Here is a 17,628-nt window from a genome sequence, read left to right on the forward strand (position 1 = left end):
GCGCCAGGCGGCCGGCGCCACGAAGATTGACTGTCATCACAGGAGCGAAGCCATGACCATCAAAGTTGCCATCAACGGATACGGCCGCATCGGCCGCAACGTGCTGCGCGCCCACTACGAAGGCGGCAAGAAGCACGACATCCAGATCGTCGCGATCAACGACCTGGGCGACCCCAAGACCAACGCGCACCTCACGCAGTACGACACCGCGCACGGCAGGTTCCCGGGCCAGGTGAGCGTCGATGGCGACTACATGGTGGTCAACGGCGACAAGATCCGCGTGCTGGCCAACCGCAACCCCGCCGAGCTGCCCTGGGGCGAGCTGGGCGTGGACGTGGTGCTCGAGTGCACCGGCTTCTTCACCAGCAAGGAGAAGGCCTCCGCGCACCTGAAGGGCGGCGCCAAGAAGGTCATCATCTCCGCGCCCGGCGGCAAGGACGTGGATGCGACCATCGTCTATGGCGTCAACCACGGCACGCTCAAGGCCGAGCACACGGTGATCTCCAACGCCAGCTGCACCACCAACTGCCTGGCCCCGCTGGTCAAGCCGCTGCACGACAAGATCGGCATCGAGAACGGGCTGATGACCACCGTCCACGCCTTCACCAATGACCAGGTGCTGACGGACGTCTACCACGAGGACCTGCGCCGCGCGCGCAGCGCCACGCAGAGCATGATCCCCACCAAGACCGGCGCGGCCGCCGCGGTGGGCCTGGTGCTGCCCGAGCTCAACGGCAAGCTCGACGGCTTCGCGATCCGCGTGCCCACCATCAACGTGTCGATCGTGGACCTGAGCTTCATCGCCAAGCGCGACACCACGGTCGAGGAGGTCAACCAGATCCTCAAAGACGCCTCCGAAGGCGAGCTCAAGGGCATCCTGGGCTACAACACGCTGCCGCTGGTCAGCGTCGACTTCAACCACAACCCGCACTCGTCGGTCTTCGACGCCACGCTCACCAAGGTCAGCGGCCGCCTGGTCAAGGTGTCGAGCTGGTACGACAACGAGTGGGGCTTCAGCAACCGCATGCTGGACACCACCGTCGCATTGATGAACGCGAAGTGACGCGGCGGCGCGGGCCGACCGCCCGCGCGAGCGTCTGACCGACCGCCCCCTCTGCCGGCAGGCATCGGGGGCGGTTTTGCATGGAGAGCGCGTGGACAGAGGGCGTTACAGTGCAGATGTGACAAACACGACAGAGCGGTAAGCGCTTCTCAGCGGGAGCCGACTTTCGTGCCAGCGATCGGCACAATCCCGCGGACTGCCCGGGCCTGCGCACCGGGAATGCCACGCCAACCGGCAAGCAGAGATGGGTAAGACATTTCACAAGGTGATGACGGCGCTGCTGGCCCTGATGCTGGCCGGCGCGGCTGCCGCGGCCGAGCCGCCGCGCACACCGGCTCATGGGTTGCTCGTCAAGATCAAGGACTCGGCCTTGCAGGCACGGGCCGCCGCGGCCGGGGCCCCCAGCGGCACGCAGGCCGGGCCGTCGGAGGCCGAGAGCCGGCGGGCGCATGTCGCCGCGGTCGTCGAGCGCCGGCTGGGCCGGGCGCTGCCGGCCAGTGCGGCGCGCGTGGCCCGGGCCGCGGCTCCCGAGGTGCGAGCGGTCACGCCGCGCGTTCACTTGGTGGACTGGGGCGTCGCCCTGGCTCCCTCGGACGCGGCCCGGCTGGCCACGCAGCTCGAGGAGGACCCGGACGTCGAGTTCGTCGAATACAACGTGATGGAGCGGCGGCTCGAGGTGGTGCCGAACGATCCGCGCTACACCGGACAGTGGTGGCTCAAGGGGCTGTCCAGCTCGTCCTTGGGCGTGCCTCGGGTGTCCACCGCCTGGGACACCGGGGCCCAGCGCGGCGTACCGGGAGCACCGGTGGCGATCCTCGATACCGGCAAGACGTCCCACCCCGATCTCGACGCGAAGTGGCTGAGCGGATGGGACTTCGTCGACGGCGACGCCGATGCCACCGATCCCGGCGACTACACCTCGAACGGCGATTGCGCCGGCACGGCGGCGCAGGACAGCTCCTGGCACGGCACCGCCACGGCCGGCATCATCGCGGCCCAAGGCGACAACCTGCAGTGGGTGGCCGGGGTCCATTGGGCCACGCCGGTCCTGCCCGTGCGCGTGGCCGGCAAGTGCGGAGCGCTCATCTCGGACATCGTCGCGGGCATGCGGTGGGCCGCGGGCCTCGTGCCCGGCGTGCGCGCCGGACAGCCCACCCCGACTCCCAACGGCAGTCCGGCGCGGATCATCAACCTCAGCTTCGGCGGCACGGGGGAGTGCACGCAGACCTATCGGGACGCGATCAACGAGATCCGCAGCCGCGGGGCGGTCCTCGTCGTGGCCGCCGGGAACGAGGCGGGTGCGGTCGCCCGCCCGGCCAACTGCCCCGGCGTCATTGCCGTGGCCGCGGTGAACAAGTCGGGCATCAAGACCAGCTACTCCAACTTCGGCCCGCAGGTCACGATCAGCACCGTGGGGGGAGACCCCGCGGACCTCGGCATCTGCGGTGCGTACTTCGGCGATGGAGGCTTGCTGACGACCGGCAACAGCGGGCGCACCACGCAGGAGCAGCCGGCGGCCACGTTGGTGGCGGGCACCAGCTTCTCGGCGCCCATCGTGAGCGGCGTGGCCGCTCTCATGCTGACGGTGAACCCCGCCCTGACGGTGGACCAGCTCGTCCACGGCCTGCGCGTGTCGGCCCGCCCGCATGTGGAGGCGTCGAAGCTCGGGACCTGCTGGGCCTCGAACCATGAGCACTGCGCGTGCTCGACGGCGATCTGCGGCGCCGGCCTGCTCGACGCTCCCGAGGCACTGCGGTACGCCGAGAACCCCGCGGCCTACACCTCTCTCCCGTGGCCGACGCAGGCCCCGGAGCCCGGCCTGGTCGAGGCCTGCGCGCAGGCCAAGCGAGCGGCCGGCGTGCCCCTCGATCCTCCCGAGGCCTCCGCAGGCGGCGATGGCGGTGGCCTCCTGGGCGCGCCCTGGATCCTCGCATTGGTGCTTTGGGCCTGGGCTGCCTCGCGGGCCCGTGACCGAGGCCGGCGCGGGTCGGTTCCGTTCTAGCGAGACGCTTCGGACGCGGCCGCCGAAGGGGTGCTGGCCGACCGGGGGGCGGCCCGGCTCCCGGTCGCGACCCGTATGGCTTCGGGCCGGACCTGCTGCTGCAGCCGCTGCGGCTCGCGCGCGTCGGGCGGCCAGGGGAGCACGGCGACGAGCATGCCCTGGCTCCAGGCATAAAAGCCGACGTTCGCCAGCACCAGCAGCAGAACCAGCAGTCTCAACATGGGCGCACGCTCACTTCTCCGACGGCGACCGTCCGGACGCCGGCCGCAGTATGCACGAGCAAGGCGCCTTCATCGTCGACGCCCAGGGCCACGCCTTCCGGCGCCTCGGGCTCGGTGGTTTGCACGGTGCGCCCGCGCAGCAGATCGCGCGCTTCGAAGCGGGCGCGAAAGGCCGCGAACCCCTCGCGTTCGAACTCGTGCAGCGCACGCACGACGGCCGGCGCCACCCGTCGCAGCACCTCGGCCGCATCGATGCCGGGCAGGAGCTCCTCCAGTCCGGCGGGCCGGTTGCGCGGATCGGGCCAGCCCGCGGGGCCCCCGTCCGGGCTGCGCACGTTGAGGCCGATGCCCACCACCGCCTGCCGGGTGGACGGCGCCGTCCCCACCGTCTCGATGAGGATGCCGCCGAGCTTGCGTCCCTCGCCTGCCGGGCCGCGGCCCGCGCACCACAGGTCGTTCGGCCACTTGATCTGCACCTCGGGCGCGAGCGCCTCGGCCACCGCCACGCCTACCGCGAGCGAGAGCCCGGCCCACTGCCGGGGCGCATAGGGCACGCCCACCGAGAAGGTGAGCGAATCCCCGGGCGCCGAGATCCAGCGGCGGCCCTGGCGTCCTCGGCCCTGGCGCTGGTGCTCGGCGACCAGCAGGCAGGCACTGCGGTCGCCCGCGCGCGCGCGCGTGAGCAGCGTCTCGTTCGTCGAATCGAGTTCGGCCGCCACCTCCACCGTGATGCCGGGCCACTCGGCCTGCAAGGCCTGCCACAGCGCCTCGGTGGGCCAGGGATGCGCAGGCCGGACGAAAGTAGCCATGGCGGAGGGAACGGGACGATGTCGGGGCGACGAACAGGCCGCGAGGCCCCTCTCAGCGCTTGGGCGCCAGCATGGTGCCCCGGCACTTCGGGCTGCCGCAGCGGCAGGCGTATTGCTTCTTCAGCTTGGGGGTGTAGCGCTCGTCGATGACCAGGCCATAGTCGTAGAAGAGTTCCTCGCCCGGCACGATGTCGCGCAGCGCCTTGATGAACACGCGACCGTCGATCTCCTCGGCCTCGCAGTTGGGCTCGCAGGCATGGTTGATCCAGCGTGCCGCATTGCCGCCGTACTTGGCGTCGATGACGTGCTCTTCGTCGATGTGGAAGTAGAAGGTGTGGTGCGGGTCGTTCGGGTCGTGCGGATGGCGGCGCAACGCCTCCTGCCAAGTGATGACCTCGCCCTTGTACTCGATGATCGTCTCGCCCTGCCGGATGGGGGCCACCGCAAAGACGCCCTTGCCGTGCACGCCGGAGCGCCGCACCTGGATGCGACGGCCCCGGGGGGTGGCGCGGGGGCGCGCGGGGGCGGCTGGGGCCGCCTGGCGGACACGAGAGGGCCGGACTTGCGTCATGGACAGTTTGTGTACATTGAAATGAGGGCGCGCGCGTACGTGCGCGCACGCGCGAGAGCCGGCATTGTAGGCGCGCGCACCTCACCGATCCCGATCTGCGTACCCGAGGCCCCGCATGGACACGATCGATACAGTACTTGAGGCGCATGACGAGCCGCACTGCGAGGCGCGCCGCCGCTGGCTGCGTGCGGCGGGGGCGGCGGCGCTGGCCGGCGTCGTGACGCGTGTCCGGGCCGAGCCGCCCGCCGTGGGCAAGCCTTTGCGCCTGCCGGACGTGCCGCTGGTGGGCGGAGGCCGTTACGGCGAGGCCCAGGCCCGCGGCAAGGTGCTGGTGCTCTACTGGTGGGCCACCTGGTGCCCGTTTTGCGCGGAGCAAAGCCCGCTGATCCACGAGGCGTGGCTCAAGCACCGCGCCCGGGGGCTGGAGGTGCTCGCCATCTCGATCGACAAGCAGGAGGCCACCGTGCGCGAGTACCTGGCCGCCAAGGGCTACCGGTATCCGGTGGCCATGAACACGCCGGCCTTGGCATCGGTCTTGCCCAAACCCAAGGGCTTGCCGGTGACGTGGGTGCGCGGCCGCGAGGGCACCGTGGTGTACGCCGAGGCGGGACAACTGTTCCCCGAGGACATCCAGGCCTTCGAGAAGTATCTTTGAACCGACAGGAAGCGATGAGCAAAGCTCTGGTGATTGCCGAGAAGCCCTCGGTCGCGCAGGACATCGTGCGCGCCTTGACCCCGGTGGCCGGCAAGTTCGACAAGCACGACGAGTATTTCGAGAACGACCGCTACGTCGTGACCTCGGCGGTGGGCCACCTCGTCGAGATCAAGGCGCCCGAGGAGTACGACGTCAAGCGCGGCAAGTGGAGCTTCGCGCACCTGCCGGTCATCCCGCCGCATTTCGAGCTGAGCCCCATCGACAAGAGCAAGGGGCGGCTCAACGCGATCGTCAAACTCATCCGGCGCAAGGACGTGACCGAGATCATCAACGCCTGTGACGCGGGGCGCGAAGGCGAACTCATCTTCCGCCTCATCGTGCAGTACGCGACGCCGGCCAAGGGGGGGCTCGACAAGACGATCAAGCGCCTGTGGTTGCAGTCGATGACGCCCGAGGCCATCCGCGAGGGCTTCGAGCGGCTGCGCACCGACGAACAGATGCAGCCGCTCGCCGAGGCCGCCCGCTGCCGCTCGGAAGCCGACTGGCTGGTCGGCATCAACGGCACGCGGGCCATGACGGCCTTCAACTCGCGCGACGGGGGCTTCTTCCTCACCACCGTGGGCCGGGTGCAGACGCCCACGCTGTCCATCGTCGTCGAGCGCGAGGAGAAGATCCGCAAGTTCGTCGCGCGCGACTACTGGGAGGTCAAGGCGACCTTCGCCGCTGCTGCGGGCGTCTACGAGGGCAAGTGGTTCGACCCCAAGTGGAAGAAGCCCGCCGACGGCGACGCCGAGCAGCGCGCGGACCGGCTGTGGGATGCGAAGACGGCCGAGGCGATCGCGGCGGCCGTGCGCGGGCGCGATGCCTCGGTCACCGAGGAGGCCAAGCCCAGCACGCAACTGAGCCCCTTGCTCTACGACCTCACCTCGCTGCAACGCGAGGCCAACTCGCGCTTCGGCTTCTCGGCCAAGACGACGCTCGCGCTCGCGCAGGCGCTGTACGAAAAGCACAAGGTGCTGACCTACCCGCGCACGGACTCGCGCGCACTGCCGGAGGACTACCTGGGCGTGGCGCGCAAGACGCTGGAGATGCTGGCCGGCGACGAAGGCGCGCGGGCGTATGCGCCCTTTGCGGCCAAGGCGCTCAGGGACGGCTACGTCAAGCCGAACAAGCGCATTTTCGACAACGCCAAGGTCTCGGACCACTTCGCGATCATTCCCACGCTGCAGGCGCCCAAGAACCTGAGCGAGCCGGAGCAAAAGCTCTACGACATGGTCGTCAAGCGCTTCCTGGCGGTGTTCTTCCCCGCGGCCGAGTACCTCGTCACCACGCGGGTGACCACCGTGGCGCACGCCGGCCGGGACTACCACTTCCAGACCAACGGGAAGGTGCTCGTCCAGCCCGGCTGGCTCGCCGTCTACGGCAAGGAGGCGCAGGAGGACGACGCCACGCTCGTGCCCGTGCGCCCGGGCGAGACGGTGCACAACGAGGACGTCACCGTCCACGCGCTCAAGACGCGCCCGCCGGCGCGCTACACCGAAGCGACGCTGCTCTCGGCCATGGAAGGTGCGGGCAAGCTGGTCGAGGACGACGAGCTGCGCGAGGCGATGCAGGAGAAGGGCCTGGGCACGCCAGCCACGCGCGCGGCCATCATCGAGGGCCTCATCACCGAGAAGTACCTGGTGCGCGAGGGCCGCGAGCTCGTGCCCACGGCCAAGGCGTTTCAGCTGATGACGCTGTTGCGCGGCCTCGGCGTGGAGGACCTCACCAAGCCCGAGCTCACCGGCAACTGGGAGTACCAGCTCGCGCAGATGGAACGCGGGCGTCTGAGCCGCCAGGCCTTCATGAACGAGATCGCGCGCATGACCGAGCGCATCGTGCAAAAGGCCAAGGAGTACGACCGCGACACCATCCCGGGCGACTACGCGACGCTCGAGACGCCTTGCCCCAAGTGCGGTGGCGTGGTCAAGGAGAACTACCGGCGCTTCACCTGCACCGGTAGGAGCGGTCAGGACGAAGGCTGCGGCTTCTCGATCAGCAAGATCCCGGGCGGCCGCAGCTTCGAGCTGCACGAAGTCGAGCAGTTCCTGCGCGACAGACGCATCGGCCCGCTCGAAGGGTTCCGCTCCAAGGCAGGGTGGCCCTTCACCGCCGAGCTCAAGCTCGTGTGGGACGACGAGATCGACAACTACAAGCTCGAGTTCGACTTCGGCGAGGACGCCAAGAAGGAAGCCGAGGAAGGCGAGGTGGACTTCAGCGCCCAGGAGCCGCTGGGCCACTGCCCCAAGTGCAAGGGCCGGGTCTACGAGCACGGCACGAGCTACGTCTGCGAGCACAGCGTGGGCGCCCACCCGACCTGCGACTTCAAGAGCGGCAAGATCATCCTGCAGCAGCCGATCGCGCGCGAGCAAATGACCAAGCTGCTCAAGGAAGGCCGCACGGACCTGCTGGAGAACTTCGTCTCCAACAAGACGCGGCGCAAGTTCAAGGCCTTCCTCGCGTGGGACGCCAAGGAGGGCAAGGTGGGCTTCGAGTTCGAGCCGCGCGCGGCCAAGAAGGTGCCGGCCAAGAAGGCCCCGGCGAGGAAGGCCGCCGCGGGCTGAAACGGCGCGCCGCTTACGTAGTTGCCGTAGCGGCGGCTGCGGGCGCTGTGCGCATACTGCGGCGCCATGTCGTCCGCCGTCTACTTCAAGCTGCTGGCCATCTTCGTCGTCGTCTCGGTCGGGTGGGCGGCCGGGCGCATGCGCTTCTTCGGCGGCGGCGAGGCGGCGAGGGCGCTGTCGAACACCACCTTCTTCCTGTTCGCGCCGGCGCTGCTTTTTCGCACGACGGCACGCATCGACTTCGACCGGCTGCCATGGTCGACGGTGCTGGCGTACTTCGCGCCGGTGGTCGGGCTGATGCTGCTCGTCTATGCGCACCAGCGGCGGCGCCGGCCCGAGGCTGCAGCCGAGCCGAGCGTGCGCGCCATCACGGCGACTTTCAGCAACACGGTGCAGCTCGGCATCCCGGTCGCCGCCGCGCTCTTCGGCGAGGCGGGGCTCTCGGTGCATCTGGCGGTCGTGAGCCTGCACGCGCTGACCTTGCTGTCCGTCGTCACGGTGCTCGTGGAACTGGACCTGGCCCGCGCGGCCGAAGGCCACGCGCGTCGCAGCCTCCTGGCGACGCTCGGCACGACGGTGCGCAACACGGTGATCCATCCCGTGGTGCTGCCGGTGCTGCTCGGGCTCGGGTGGAACGTGGCGGGCTGGCCGATCCCCCCGGCCGTGGACGAGATCCTGGTCATGCTGGGGCAGGCGGTGGTCCCCGCCTGCCTCATCGCCATCGGGATGTCGCTCGCGCACTATGGCATTCGCGGGTCGCTGGCGGCGGCGGCCGCGCTGTCCGTCCTCAAGCTGGTGGTGCAGCCGGCGCTGGTGCTGGCGGTGGGGCACTTCGGGCTGGGTCTGTCCGGCGTGCCGCTCGCGGCCATCGTCATGTGCGCCTCACTGCCAGCCGGCACCAACTCGATGATGTTCTCGCAACGCTACGCCACGCGCGAAGCCGAGGTGACGACCACGCTCGTGGTCTCGACGCTCGCTTTCGTGGTGACCGCGCCGCTGTGGATCGCGCTGTTGCAGTGGCTCTCGCCACCCTGACACGGAAGGCGCCGGCGCGCACGCCGGGTGGGACGGGATCGAGCGACGCTTGATGAGACAATTCCCGTCATGACTGCGATCGACCTTCAGGCCTACATGGCCCATGTCGGCGCCGCCGCCCGCGCGGCCGCCACGGCGATGGCCGCGGCCCCCACCGCCGCGAAGAACGACTGCCTGCTGCGCCTGGCGGCGCTGATCCGCGCCGAGCGCGAGACGCTGCAAGCCGCCAACGCGAAGGACGTGGCGGGCGCCCGGGAGGAGCGGGGCCTGCCGGCGCCGATGGTCGATCGCCTGCGCATCACCGACAAGGTCGTCGAGCAGATGGCCGAGAACTGCCTTCAGGTGGCGGCATTGCCGGACCCCGTGGGCGAGATGACGAACCTGCGCCGCCGGCCCACGGGCATCGTGGTGGGCCAGATGCGCGTGCCGATCGGCGTGTTCGGCATGATCTACGAGAGCCGCCCGAACGTGACGATCGAGGCCTCGTCGCTGGGCATCAAGAGCGGCAACGCCTGCATCCTGCGCGGCGGATCGGAGGCGCTGCACTCGAACCTCGCGCTGTGGAAGCTCGTGCAGCGCGCCCTCGTGGAAAGCGGCCTGCCCGCCACGGCTGTGCAGCTCATCGAGACGACCGACCGCGAGGCCGTGGGCCGGCTGATCGCGATGCCGGAATACGTGGACGTCATCATTCCGCGCGGCGGCAAGTCGCTGATCGAGCGCATCAGCCGCGAGGCCCGGGTGCCCGTCATCAAACACCTGGACGGCAACTGCCACGTGTACGTCGATGCCGAGGTCGACCTCGACCTGGCGGTCAAGGTCACCGACAACGCCAAGACGCAGAAATACAGCCCCTGCAACGCTGCCGAGTCCCTGCTGGTGCACGAGAAGTCGGCGCCGCAGTTCCTGCCGCGCATCGGCGCGATCTTGGCGGCCAAGGGCGTGGAGATGCGCTGCGACCGACACGCCAAGGCGCTGCTGGCCGACGTGCCGGGCGCCCGGCTGGTCGATGCGGTCGAGTCCGACTGGAGCGAGGAGTACCTCGCGGCGGTCATCAGCATCAAGGTGGTCGCGAGCCTCGACGAAGCGATCGCGCACATCAACCGCTACGGCTCGCACCACACCGACGCCATCCTCACGACGAACCACCCGAACGCGATGCGCTTCCTGCGCGAGGTCGACTCCGCCAGCGTGATGGTCAACGCCTCCACGCGGTTCGCGGACGGCTTCGAGTACGGCCTGGGCGCCGAGATCGGCATCTCGACCGACAAGTTCCACGCGCGTGGGCCGGTCGGCCTCGAAGGGCTCACATCGATGAAGTGGGTGGTGCTGGGGCAAGGCGAGGTCCGCACCTGAGGCGCCCGCGCCGCTCGTCGATCGCCCGAACACCATGCGTGACGTGAAAGCCCTCGTGCTGTTCTCCGGTGGGCAGGACTCCACGGCCTGCCTCGCGTGGGCGCTCGACCGCTATGCCGAGGTCGAGACGGTGGGCTTCGACTACGGCCAGCGCCACCGGGTGGAGCTCGAGTGCCGGCAGACGGTGCGCGAGGAACTCCAGCGCCGCTTCCCGCAGTGGGCGGGCCGACTGGGGGCCGATCATCTGCTGGACCTGTCGCTGCTCGGCCAGCTCTGCGCCACCGCGCTCACGCCCGGGCAGCCGGCGGGCCGCGCCGAACCGGCCGCAGGCCCCGGCGCGGCGCCGGCACCGGCCGATGGGGCGCAGCAGACGTACCCGGCGATCGAGCAGCCGGCGGGCGGCCTGCCCAACACCTTCGTGCCCGCGCGCAATCTGCTCTTCCTCACCTTTGCTGCGGCGCTGGCCTACCGGCGCGGTGCGCGCGTGCTCGTGGGCGGCATGTGCGAGACGGACTACTCGGGCTACCCCGACTGCCGCGACAACACGATGAAGGCCATGCAGGTGGCCTTGAGCCTGGGGTTGGATCAGCCGCTCACGATCGAGACGCCGCTGATGTTCCTCACCAAGGCCGAGACCTGGGCGCTCACCGAGCGCCTCGGCGGGCGCGCGCTCAATGAATTGATCGTCGAGCACACGCACACCTGCTACCTCGGCGAGCGCGGCCGGCGCCACCCATGGGGCCACGGCTGCGGGCAGTGCCCCGCGTGCGAGCTGCGCCAGCGGGGGTACGAGGCCTGGCAGCAAGCCTCGGGCGTGACGCATCCTGCGGCCTGACCGCGGCTTCGGCGCACCGCACGCCGCGGTGCCTGCTAGAGTGCGGGCACACCACAAGGAGAGGGACGATGACCACGGGCCAATGGGTGAGTTGGATCGTGCTGGCGATCCTCGTGTTCTGGGCGGTCGGGGCCTACAACCGCCTCGTGCGGCTGCGCAACGAGATCGCCAACGCCTATGCGCAGATCGACGTGCAGCTCAAGCGCCGCTACGACCTCATCCCCAACCTGGTCGAGACGGCGCGCAAGTACATCTCGCACGAACGCGAGACGCTGGAGGCGGTGATCGCGGCGCGCAACCAGGCGACGACCGCCGCGGGCGAAGTGCGCCAGCGGCCCACCAGCGCGAAGGCGGTGGGCGCGCTCGCGGTGGCCGAGCAGGCGCTCGACGGCTCGCTCGCACGCCTGATGGCCGTGGTCGAGAACTACCCCGAGCTCAAGGCCGACGAGACGCTGCGCGAGCTGTCCGAGGAGCTGACGAGCACCGAGAACCGCATCGCCTTCGCCCGCCAGGCCTTCAACGACGCCGCGCTGGACTACAACAACGCGGCGCAGCAGTTCCCCACCAACCTCGTCGCGGGCGTCTTCGGCTTCAAGGAGGCGGGCATGCTGCAGTCGACCACCCACGAGGCCGAGCGCCAGGCGGTGCGGGTGCAGTTCTGAGTCCCAGGGCGGCCTCGCCGAACCCGGGCCCCTCCAGAAGGCCATGCGTTTCCGTGCCCACCAGGCAGCGGCCCACGTCGCCACGCGCCGGCTGCTCCTGCTCTTTGCGCTGGTGCTCGTGCTGCTGGTGTTCGCGGTCAACGCGGCGCTGGCGCTGATCTACCGCCTCACCTTCCCCTGGGCGAGCGGCTATCCGGCCTACTTCTTCGAGACGAACACCGGCCTCGTACTGCTGTTCGTGCTGGTCGGCTGCGTCCTGGAGAGCCTGCGCCTGCGCGAAGGCGGCCGCCATGTGGCGCGGCTCGTCGGCGGCCGGGCCGTCAGCGGCGAGGAGGGCGCCGCGCCGCGCGACCGCTACGAGCAACGCCTGCTCAACGTCGTCGCCGAGATGGCCATCGCCTCCCGGCTGCCCATGCCGCAGGTGTACGTGCTGCCCCGCGAGGAGGGCATCAACGCCTTCGCCGCCGGCTGGGGGCCCGAGGACGCGGTGCTCGCCGTCACGCACGGCGCGCTCATGCGGCTCACGCGCGAGGAGCTGCAAGGGGTGGTCGCGCACGAGTTCGCGCACATCGGTCATGGCGACATGCGGCTGAACATGCGGCTCATCGGCCTGGTGTGGGGCCTGCAGATGGTGCACACCTTCGGCCACGCGCTGGCTGAACCCGACGAGCTCGGCCGGCGCCCGGCCAGCACGCCGTTCGGCCTCGCCCTGATGGCCGTGGGCGCGCTCGGGTGGATGGCGGGCCGCGTGCTGAAGGCCGCCGTGTCGCGCCAGCGCGAGTACCTCGCCGATGCGTCGGCCGTGCAGTACACCCGCAACGTGGAAGGGCTGGGGGGAGCCCTGCGCAAGATCGCCGACCAGCTGCGGCATCACCGCCAGCGCTGGGTCAGCGCGCAGGCCGAGCCCTTGTCGCATCTGTTCTTCTCGCCGGGGGGCCGGTGGTTGGCCACGCACCCGCCTCTCGAAGATCGCATCGCGCGGCTCTACGGCGCCCCGCGCCCGGCGCTGCCGGCCCTGCCGTTGCCGGAGCCGCCCGATGAGCCCCTGCTGCCCGTCGCCGCCATGGGGCTCGCCTCCGGTGGCAGCGCGGCCGTACGGGCGGCTCGCGTCGCTTCGGCGCCGGGGCCGGAGGGTGGGGCCGCAGAGCAAGGGCGCTTGCATGATCCGGTGCAGCACGCGGCGAGCGGAGGTGCACTCCAGCGCGACCGCGAGACGCTCGCGCGGGTGACCCGCTGGCACGGGCCGGGCGAGCGCAAGGCGGCGGTTCTCGCGCTGCTGGCGGACGGCGACGAACGCGGATGGCAGGCGTGGGCCGAGGAAACGCGCGGCTTGGCGGTGGCGGCCGCCGTGCGCGCCGAGGTCGAGTCCCTGGGGCCGGCCGCGCGGCTGCCTGCCCTGGAGTTGATGCTGCGGCGCAGTGCCGGTGCACCGCTCGAAGAGCGTCGTGCACTGGCCGAAGCGGCTCGCCGCGTGATGCAGGCGGACCGCCAGATCGACCCTGGCGAGCGCCTGCGCTGGATGCTCCTGCGTCACGTGCTGTCCGGCAGCCGCACGAGCGCTCCTGCGCCGGCCGACGATAACCATATTGCTCATCTGTCGAAGGACGTCGCCGTCTGGACCGCGTTTCTGGCGAGAATCATCGACGTACCCGGTTGGTACGACGACGTGTTGCGCGAGCTGTTGCCCGCAGAGCGACGGCCCGTCGGCGTGCCCGCCGATGGCGAGGCGCTGTGGCAGGCGTGGCAGTCGCTGGAGCGGCTGGCGGCGATGCAGCGGCCGTTGCTGGTGCGCACGTGGGTGTCGACGGCCTGCCGGGCTGCGGGCGGCGAGCCGCTGCCGCAGCCCTGGGCCGATGCCTTGCGCATCAGCGCGTGTTTGCTGAATACCCCTAGCCCGCAGGCCCTGTCACGGCAATACATTGAAGTCGCGACCGACGCCGCATGAGGGCGTTGCGTCGCACACGGACGCTGCCCACGTTCGGCGGCGTGCCGGTCACTCGGTGCCGGCGCCCCTGCGGCGCTCGCCGGGAGGGCGGTGCGGCTGCCGTGGCGGCCCAGGCAGAAGACGATTGGAGGAACAACGATGAAGCCGACACCCGCGTGGGGCGTGCTGCTGGCCCTGGTGACCAGCGCGGCCCATGCGCAGCAAGACCCCGGGCCTCAGGCCTTGTACGTGAAGAGCCTCGCGGCCACCTGCGCCAACTGCCACGGCACGAACGGGCGCACCGTGCCCACCTCGTCCGTGCCGGCGCTGGCCGGTATGCCACGCACCTACATCATCGAGCAGATGAAGGCGTTCAAGTCCGGCGCGCGGCCCGCCACGGTCATGCACCAGCTGGCCAAGGGCTACAACGACGCGCAGATCGAGGCGATCGCCGGGTACTTCGCCGCACAGCCGCGGCAGTGAGCAGCAGGGGGAGTCACAGATGCAACGTCGATCGTTTCTCCACGGTGCCGCGGCGCTCGGCGCGCTGGGCCTCGCGGGCTGCGCCACCTCTCGCGTGCCGGCCAAGGCCCAGGTGGTGGTGGTCGGGGGCGGCTATGGCGGCGCCACGGCGGCCAAGTACCTGCGCATGTGGTCCGACTACCGGCTGCAGGTGGTGCTGGTCGAGCCCAACGACGCCTTCGTCTCCTGCCCGGTCTCGAACCTGGTGCTGGGCGGCTACAAGACGATGGCCGACATCACCACGCCATACGACAACCTGCGCAAGCGGCACGGCGTGACGCTGGTGAAGGACCGGGCCGAGCGCATCGACCCGGCCAAGAAGACCGTCACGCTCGCCTCGGGCGCCACCATCGCCTACGACAAGCTGGTGCTCTCGCCCGGCATCGACCTGATGTTCGACGGCATCCAGGGCCTGAAGGCCGCGCACGACGAAGGCCGCATCCTGCAGGCGTGGAAGGCCGGCCCCGAGACGGCCGCACTGCGCCGGCAGCTCGAAGCGATGCCCGACGGCGGCGTGTACGCCCTCACGATCCCCGAGGCGCCGTACCGCTGCCCGCCCGGTCCGTACGAGCGGGCCTGCCAGGTGGCCAGCTACTTCAAGGCCGCCAAGCCCCGCTCGAAGGTGCTGGTGCTGGATGCCAACCAGGACGTCACCTCCAAGGGCCCGCTGTTCAAGAAGGTGTGGGCCGAGCAGTTCGCGGGCATCGTCGAGTATCGTCCGCAGCACAACGCGGTGGCGGTCGATGCCAAGTCCGGGGTGATCAAGTTCGACGTGCAAGACGAGGTCAAGGCCGACGTGCTGAACGTGCTGCCGCCGATGCGCGCCGGCCTGATCGCGGTGCAGACCGGTCTGGCCAACGCCAATGCCCGGTGGTGCAACGTGGACTACCTGACCTTCCAGTCCACCGCAGCCAAGGACATCCACGTGCTCGGCGACTCGATCCAGATTGCCCCGGGCATGCCGAAGTCCGGGCATATGGCGAACTCGCACGCCAAGGTGGCGGCGGCCGCGATCCTCGCCGAGCTGGCGGGCTGGCCGGTCAACCCTGCGCCGATGCTGACCAACACCTGCTACAGCTTCGTGGACGGCAAGAACGTCATCCACGTGGCCAGCGTGCACGAGTACGTCGCGGCCGAAAAGACCTTCAAGACCGTCGCAGGGTCGGGCGGGGTGTCCACCGGCCCCTCGGAAATGGAAGGTGTTTACGGCTGGAACTGGGCCCAGAACATCTGGGCCGACATGCTGGCCTGACGGCGAACCCGCCCGCCGCGCGGCGCCGCCACGGGGCCGCGCGGCGGGGCGCTCGTGCGCATGCGAGGGGCCCGGCAGGCCCGCGCGGGCGGAGGCCCTAGACTCTCGCCCGTGAACCCCCCCTCGATTCCTCTGGCGCGACTGCTCGCGCACACCGCCGACGCCGTGCAGGCCGTGCGCGCCGGCCGCTCGCTCAACGACGCCCTGCGGGCCTGCCCGGCGGGCGCGCGTCCCGGCACGCAAGCACTCGCCTTCGACGCCATGCGCCGGCTCGGCCATGCCGAGTGCCTGCGCCGCCGGCTCGTGCCGCGCGCGCCGGCGCCGTGGACGGACGCGCTGCTGCTCACCGCGCTGTCGTTGCTCGAGCGCAGCGGCGGCGCGCCCTACCCGGACCACACCTTGGTGGACCAGGCGGTCGAGGCCGCCAAGGCACGCGACCGCCGCTCCGGCGCCTTCGTCAACGCGGTGCTCAGGCGCTTTCTGCGCGAGCGCGAGGCCTTGCGTGCCCAGGTCCGGGCGCAGCCCCTGTCGCAGTGGGACCACCCCCAGTGGTGGATCGAGCGGTTGCGCGCCGACTGGCCCGAGCACTGGCAGGACCTGCTCGCCTTCGACAACACGCGCGCCCCGCTCGCGCTGCGGGTCAACCTTCGGCGCACCACCCAGGCGCGCGCGCTGGAGCGCCTGCGCGAAGCGGGGCTCAGCGCCTGGCCCGCGGGGCCCTGGGGCGTGGTGGTCGATCCCCCTCGGCCCGTCCACGAGATCCCCGGCTTCGCCGAAGGCGAGCTCTCGGTGCAGGACACGGCTGCGCAGCTGGCCGCGCCGCTGCTGCTCGGGATGCAAGCTCCCGTGGACCGGCCGTGGCTCGCGCCCGGTGCCCGGGTGCTCGACGCCTGCGCCGCGCCCGGGGGCAAGACGGCCCACTTGCTCGAGCTGGCCGAGCTCGACGTGGTGGCGCTCGACGTGGACCCGGACCGCCTGGCCCGCGTGCAGGACACCCTCGGTCGGCTGGGCCTGCATGCCACCCTGTGCGCTGCCGATGCCCGCGAGACGGCCGCCTACTCGGGCGGTCGTCCGTTCGACGCGATCCTGCTCGATGCGCCGTGCAGCGCCTCGGGCATCGTGCGCCGGCACCCCGACGTGCGATGGCTGCGGCGCGCGTCCGACGTGGAGGCGCTCGTGCGGCTGCAGGCCGAACTGCTCGACCGGCTGTGGCCTGTGCTGGCCCCGGGCGGCCGGCTGCTGTACTGCACCTGCTCCGTCTTCCGTGCCGAAGGCGAGGAGCAGATCGACGCTTTTTTGCAACGGCAATCCCAGGCCCGCCGCCTGCCGGCGCCCGGCCACCTGCTTCCGATGCCGCACAATCAGACGGAACCAGGGGGGTCGCAGGGCGCCGCAGCCCCGGCGGCCGACGTGCAGGGCTTCCGCGCGGACGGCTTCTATTACGCCCTGCTCCAGAAACACAACGGCTGAATCTGCACCGTGCTTTGCGAACACCGGGTGATCGCTGCTGTTCGGCCCGTGCTCGCAAGGGCGCGGCCGGGCGCTTCACCGATGGGCCTGCGGGCCGTCGGGCGCCTCGTCCGCGCGTTTTTGCTCGCATGCTGGTGTGTGTGGAGCGGCGCGGCCCTGGCGGCCAGCATCCAGTTGCGAGACGTCGAGGTGGGCCGCAGCGAGGAGTCCGTGGTGTTGGGCTTCCAGGCCGAGTTCGTGCTGCCCAAGGCGGTCGAAGACGCGCTGCTGCGCGGCGTGCCGCTGCATTTCGCCGCGGAGGCCACCACCTACCGGCCCCGCTGGTACTGGCGAGACGAGCGCATCGCCCGCGCCACGCGGACCTGGCGCCTGGCGTACCAGCCCTTGACGCGGCGCTACCGTGTCACCTTCGGCAGCCTCAACCAGCACTACGAGTCGCTGTCCGAGGCGCTTGCGGCGGTGCGCAGCGTCTCGCGCTGGCGCATCGCCGACATCGGCCAGTTCGATCCCGGCGAGCGCTACTACATCGAGGTGCGCTACCGGCTCGACACCTCGCAGCTGCCCCGGCCCCTGCAGATCGGCATCGAGGGACAGGCCGACTGGGACCTGTCGGCCGAGAGCACGGTGATCGTGCAGGACTTACAGTGAGCC

Annotated in this window: 16 protein-coding genes; 13 read left to right on the forward strand and 3 right to left on the reverse strand. The window is 70.6% G+C overall.

Features of this window, described 5'->3' with window-relative positions:
• The first annotated feature begins 52 nt into the window (after window positions 1-52).
• The gene (gap, locus tag OMP39_RS01410; protein WP_264893041.1) at window positions 53-1,063 is read left to right on the forward strand and encodes a type I glyceraldehyde-3-phosphate dehydrogenase; all 1,011 of its coding nucleotides are present in this window, start codon (window positions 53-55) and stop codon (window positions 1,061-1,063) included.
• Window positions 1,064-1,307: 244 nt separating this feature from the next.
• Window positions 1,308-3,065, forward strand: a complete 1,758-nt coding sequence (locus OMP39_RS01415; protein ID WP_264893042.1) for a S8 family serine peptidase — start codon at window positions 1,308-1,310, stop codon at window positions 3,063-3,065.
• Here OMP39_RS01415 and OMP39_RS01420 read toward each other — a convergent pair.
• From OMP39_RS01420 to OMP39_RS01430, 3 genes are read right to left on the reverse strand one after another with little or no spacing between them, the layout of a single operon-like run.
• Window positions 3,062-3,286: a hypothetical protein gene (locus OMP39_RS01420; protein ID WP_264893043.1), complete on the reverse strand. Its 225-nt coding sequence runs from the start codon at window positions 3,284-3,286 to the stop codon at window positions 3,062-3,064. The genes OMP39_RS01415 and OMP39_RS01420 overlap by 4 nt on opposite strands.
• On the reverse strand, window positions 3,280-4,095 hold the full coding sequence (locus tag OMP39_RS01425; RefSeq protein ID WP_264893044.1) for a biotin--[acetyl-CoA-carboxylase] ligase: 816 nt from the start codon (window positions 4,093-4,095) through the stop codon (window positions 3,280-3,282). The genes OMP39_RS01420 and OMP39_RS01425 overlap by 7 nt, the downstream gene beginning before the upstream one ends.
• A gap of 52 nt (window positions 4,096-4,147) precedes the next feature.
• On the reverse strand, window positions 4,148-4,666 hold the full coding sequence (locus tag OMP39_RS01430; protein ID WP_264893045.1) for an SET domain-containing protein: 519 nt from the start codon (window positions 4,664-4,666) through the stop codon (window positions 4,148-4,150).
• A gap of 115 nt (window positions 4,667-4,781) precedes the next feature.
• Here OMP39_RS01430 and OMP39_RS01435 point away from each other — a divergent pair, with 115 nt between their 5' ends.
• From OMP39_RS01435 to OMP39_RS01485, 11 genes are all read left to right on the forward strand, one after another.
• Entirely contained in the window at window positions 4,782-5,321 is a 540-nt protein-coding gene (locus tag OMP39_RS01435) for a TlpA family protein disulfide reductase (RefSeq protein ID WP_264893046.1), read from the forward strand.
• A 14-nt stretch (window positions 5,322-5,335) separates the two neighbouring features.
• Entirely contained in the window at window positions 5,336-7,924 is a 2,589-nt protein-coding gene (locus OMP39_RS01440; RefSeq protein ID WP_264893047.1) for a DNA topoisomerase III, read from the forward strand.
• A 66-nt stretch (window positions 7,925-7,990) separates the two neighbouring features.
• Entirely contained in the window at window positions 7,991-8,959 is a 969-nt protein-coding gene (locus OMP39_RS01445; protein ID WP_264893048.1) for an AEC family transporter, read from the forward strand.
• Between the two features lie 69 nt (window positions 8,960-9,028).
• The gene (locus tag OMP39_RS01450; RefSeq protein WP_264893049.1) at window positions 9,029-10,312 is read left to right on the forward strand and encodes a glutamate-5-semialdehyde dehydrogenase; all 1,284 of its coding nucleotides are present in this window, start codon (window positions 9,029-9,031) and stop codon (window positions 10,310-10,312) included.
• A 34-nt stretch (window positions 10,313-10,346) separates the two neighbouring features.
• A complete protein-coding gene (gene queC, locus OMP39_RS01455; RefSeq protein WP_264893050.1) occupies window positions 10,347-11,147 on the forward strand; it encodes a 7-cyano-7-deazaguanine synthase QueC in 801 nt (266 codons plus the stop codon).
• Between the two features lie 68 nt (window positions 11,148-11,215).
• A complete protein-coding gene (locus OMP39_RS01460) occupies window positions 11,216-11,809 on the forward strand; it encodes a LemA family protein (RefSeq protein WP_264893051.1) in 594 nt (197 codons plus the stop codon).
• A 43-nt stretch (window positions 11,810-11,852) separates the two neighbouring features.
• Entirely contained in the window at window positions 11,853-13,754 is a 1,902-nt protein-coding gene (locus OMP39_RS01465; protein ID WP_264893052.1) for a M48 family metallopeptidase, read from the forward strand.
• Between the two features lie 138 nt (window positions 13,755-13,892).
• A complete protein-coding gene (locus OMP39_RS01470; RefSeq protein ID WP_264893053.1) occupies window positions 13,893-14,216 on the forward strand; it encodes a c-type cytochrome in 324 nt (107 codons plus the stop codon).
• A 19-nt stretch (window positions 14,217-14,235) separates the two neighbouring features.
• On the forward strand, window positions 14,236-15,507 hold the full coding sequence (locus OMP39_RS01475) for an NAD(P)/FAD-dependent oxidoreductase (protein WP_264893054.1): 1,272 nt from the start codon (window positions 14,236-14,238) through the stop codon (window positions 15,505-15,507).
• A 111-nt stretch (window positions 15,508-15,618) separates the two neighbouring features.
• On the forward strand, window positions 15,619-16,977 hold the full coding sequence (rsmB, locus tag OMP39_RS01480; protein WP_264893055.1) for a 16S rRNA (cytosine(967)-C(5))-methyltransferase RsmB: 1,359 nt from the start codon (window positions 15,619-15,621) through the stop codon (window positions 16,975-16,977).
• 120 nt (window positions 16,978-17,097) lie between these two features.
• Window positions 17,098-17,625: a DUF4390 domain-containing protein gene (locus OMP39_RS01485; protein WP_264893056.1), complete on the forward strand. Its 528-nt coding sequence runs from the start codon at window positions 17,098-17,100 to the stop codon at window positions 17,623-17,625.
• Window positions 17,626-17,628: the final 3 nt, after the last annotated feature.

The sequence above is a fragment of the Schlegelella aquatica genome (assembly GCF_026013905.1).
In the GTDB taxonomy this organism is placed as follows: Bacteria; Pseudomonadota; Gammaproteobacteria; order Burkholderiales; family Burkholderiaceae_C; genus Caldimonas; species Caldimonas aquatica.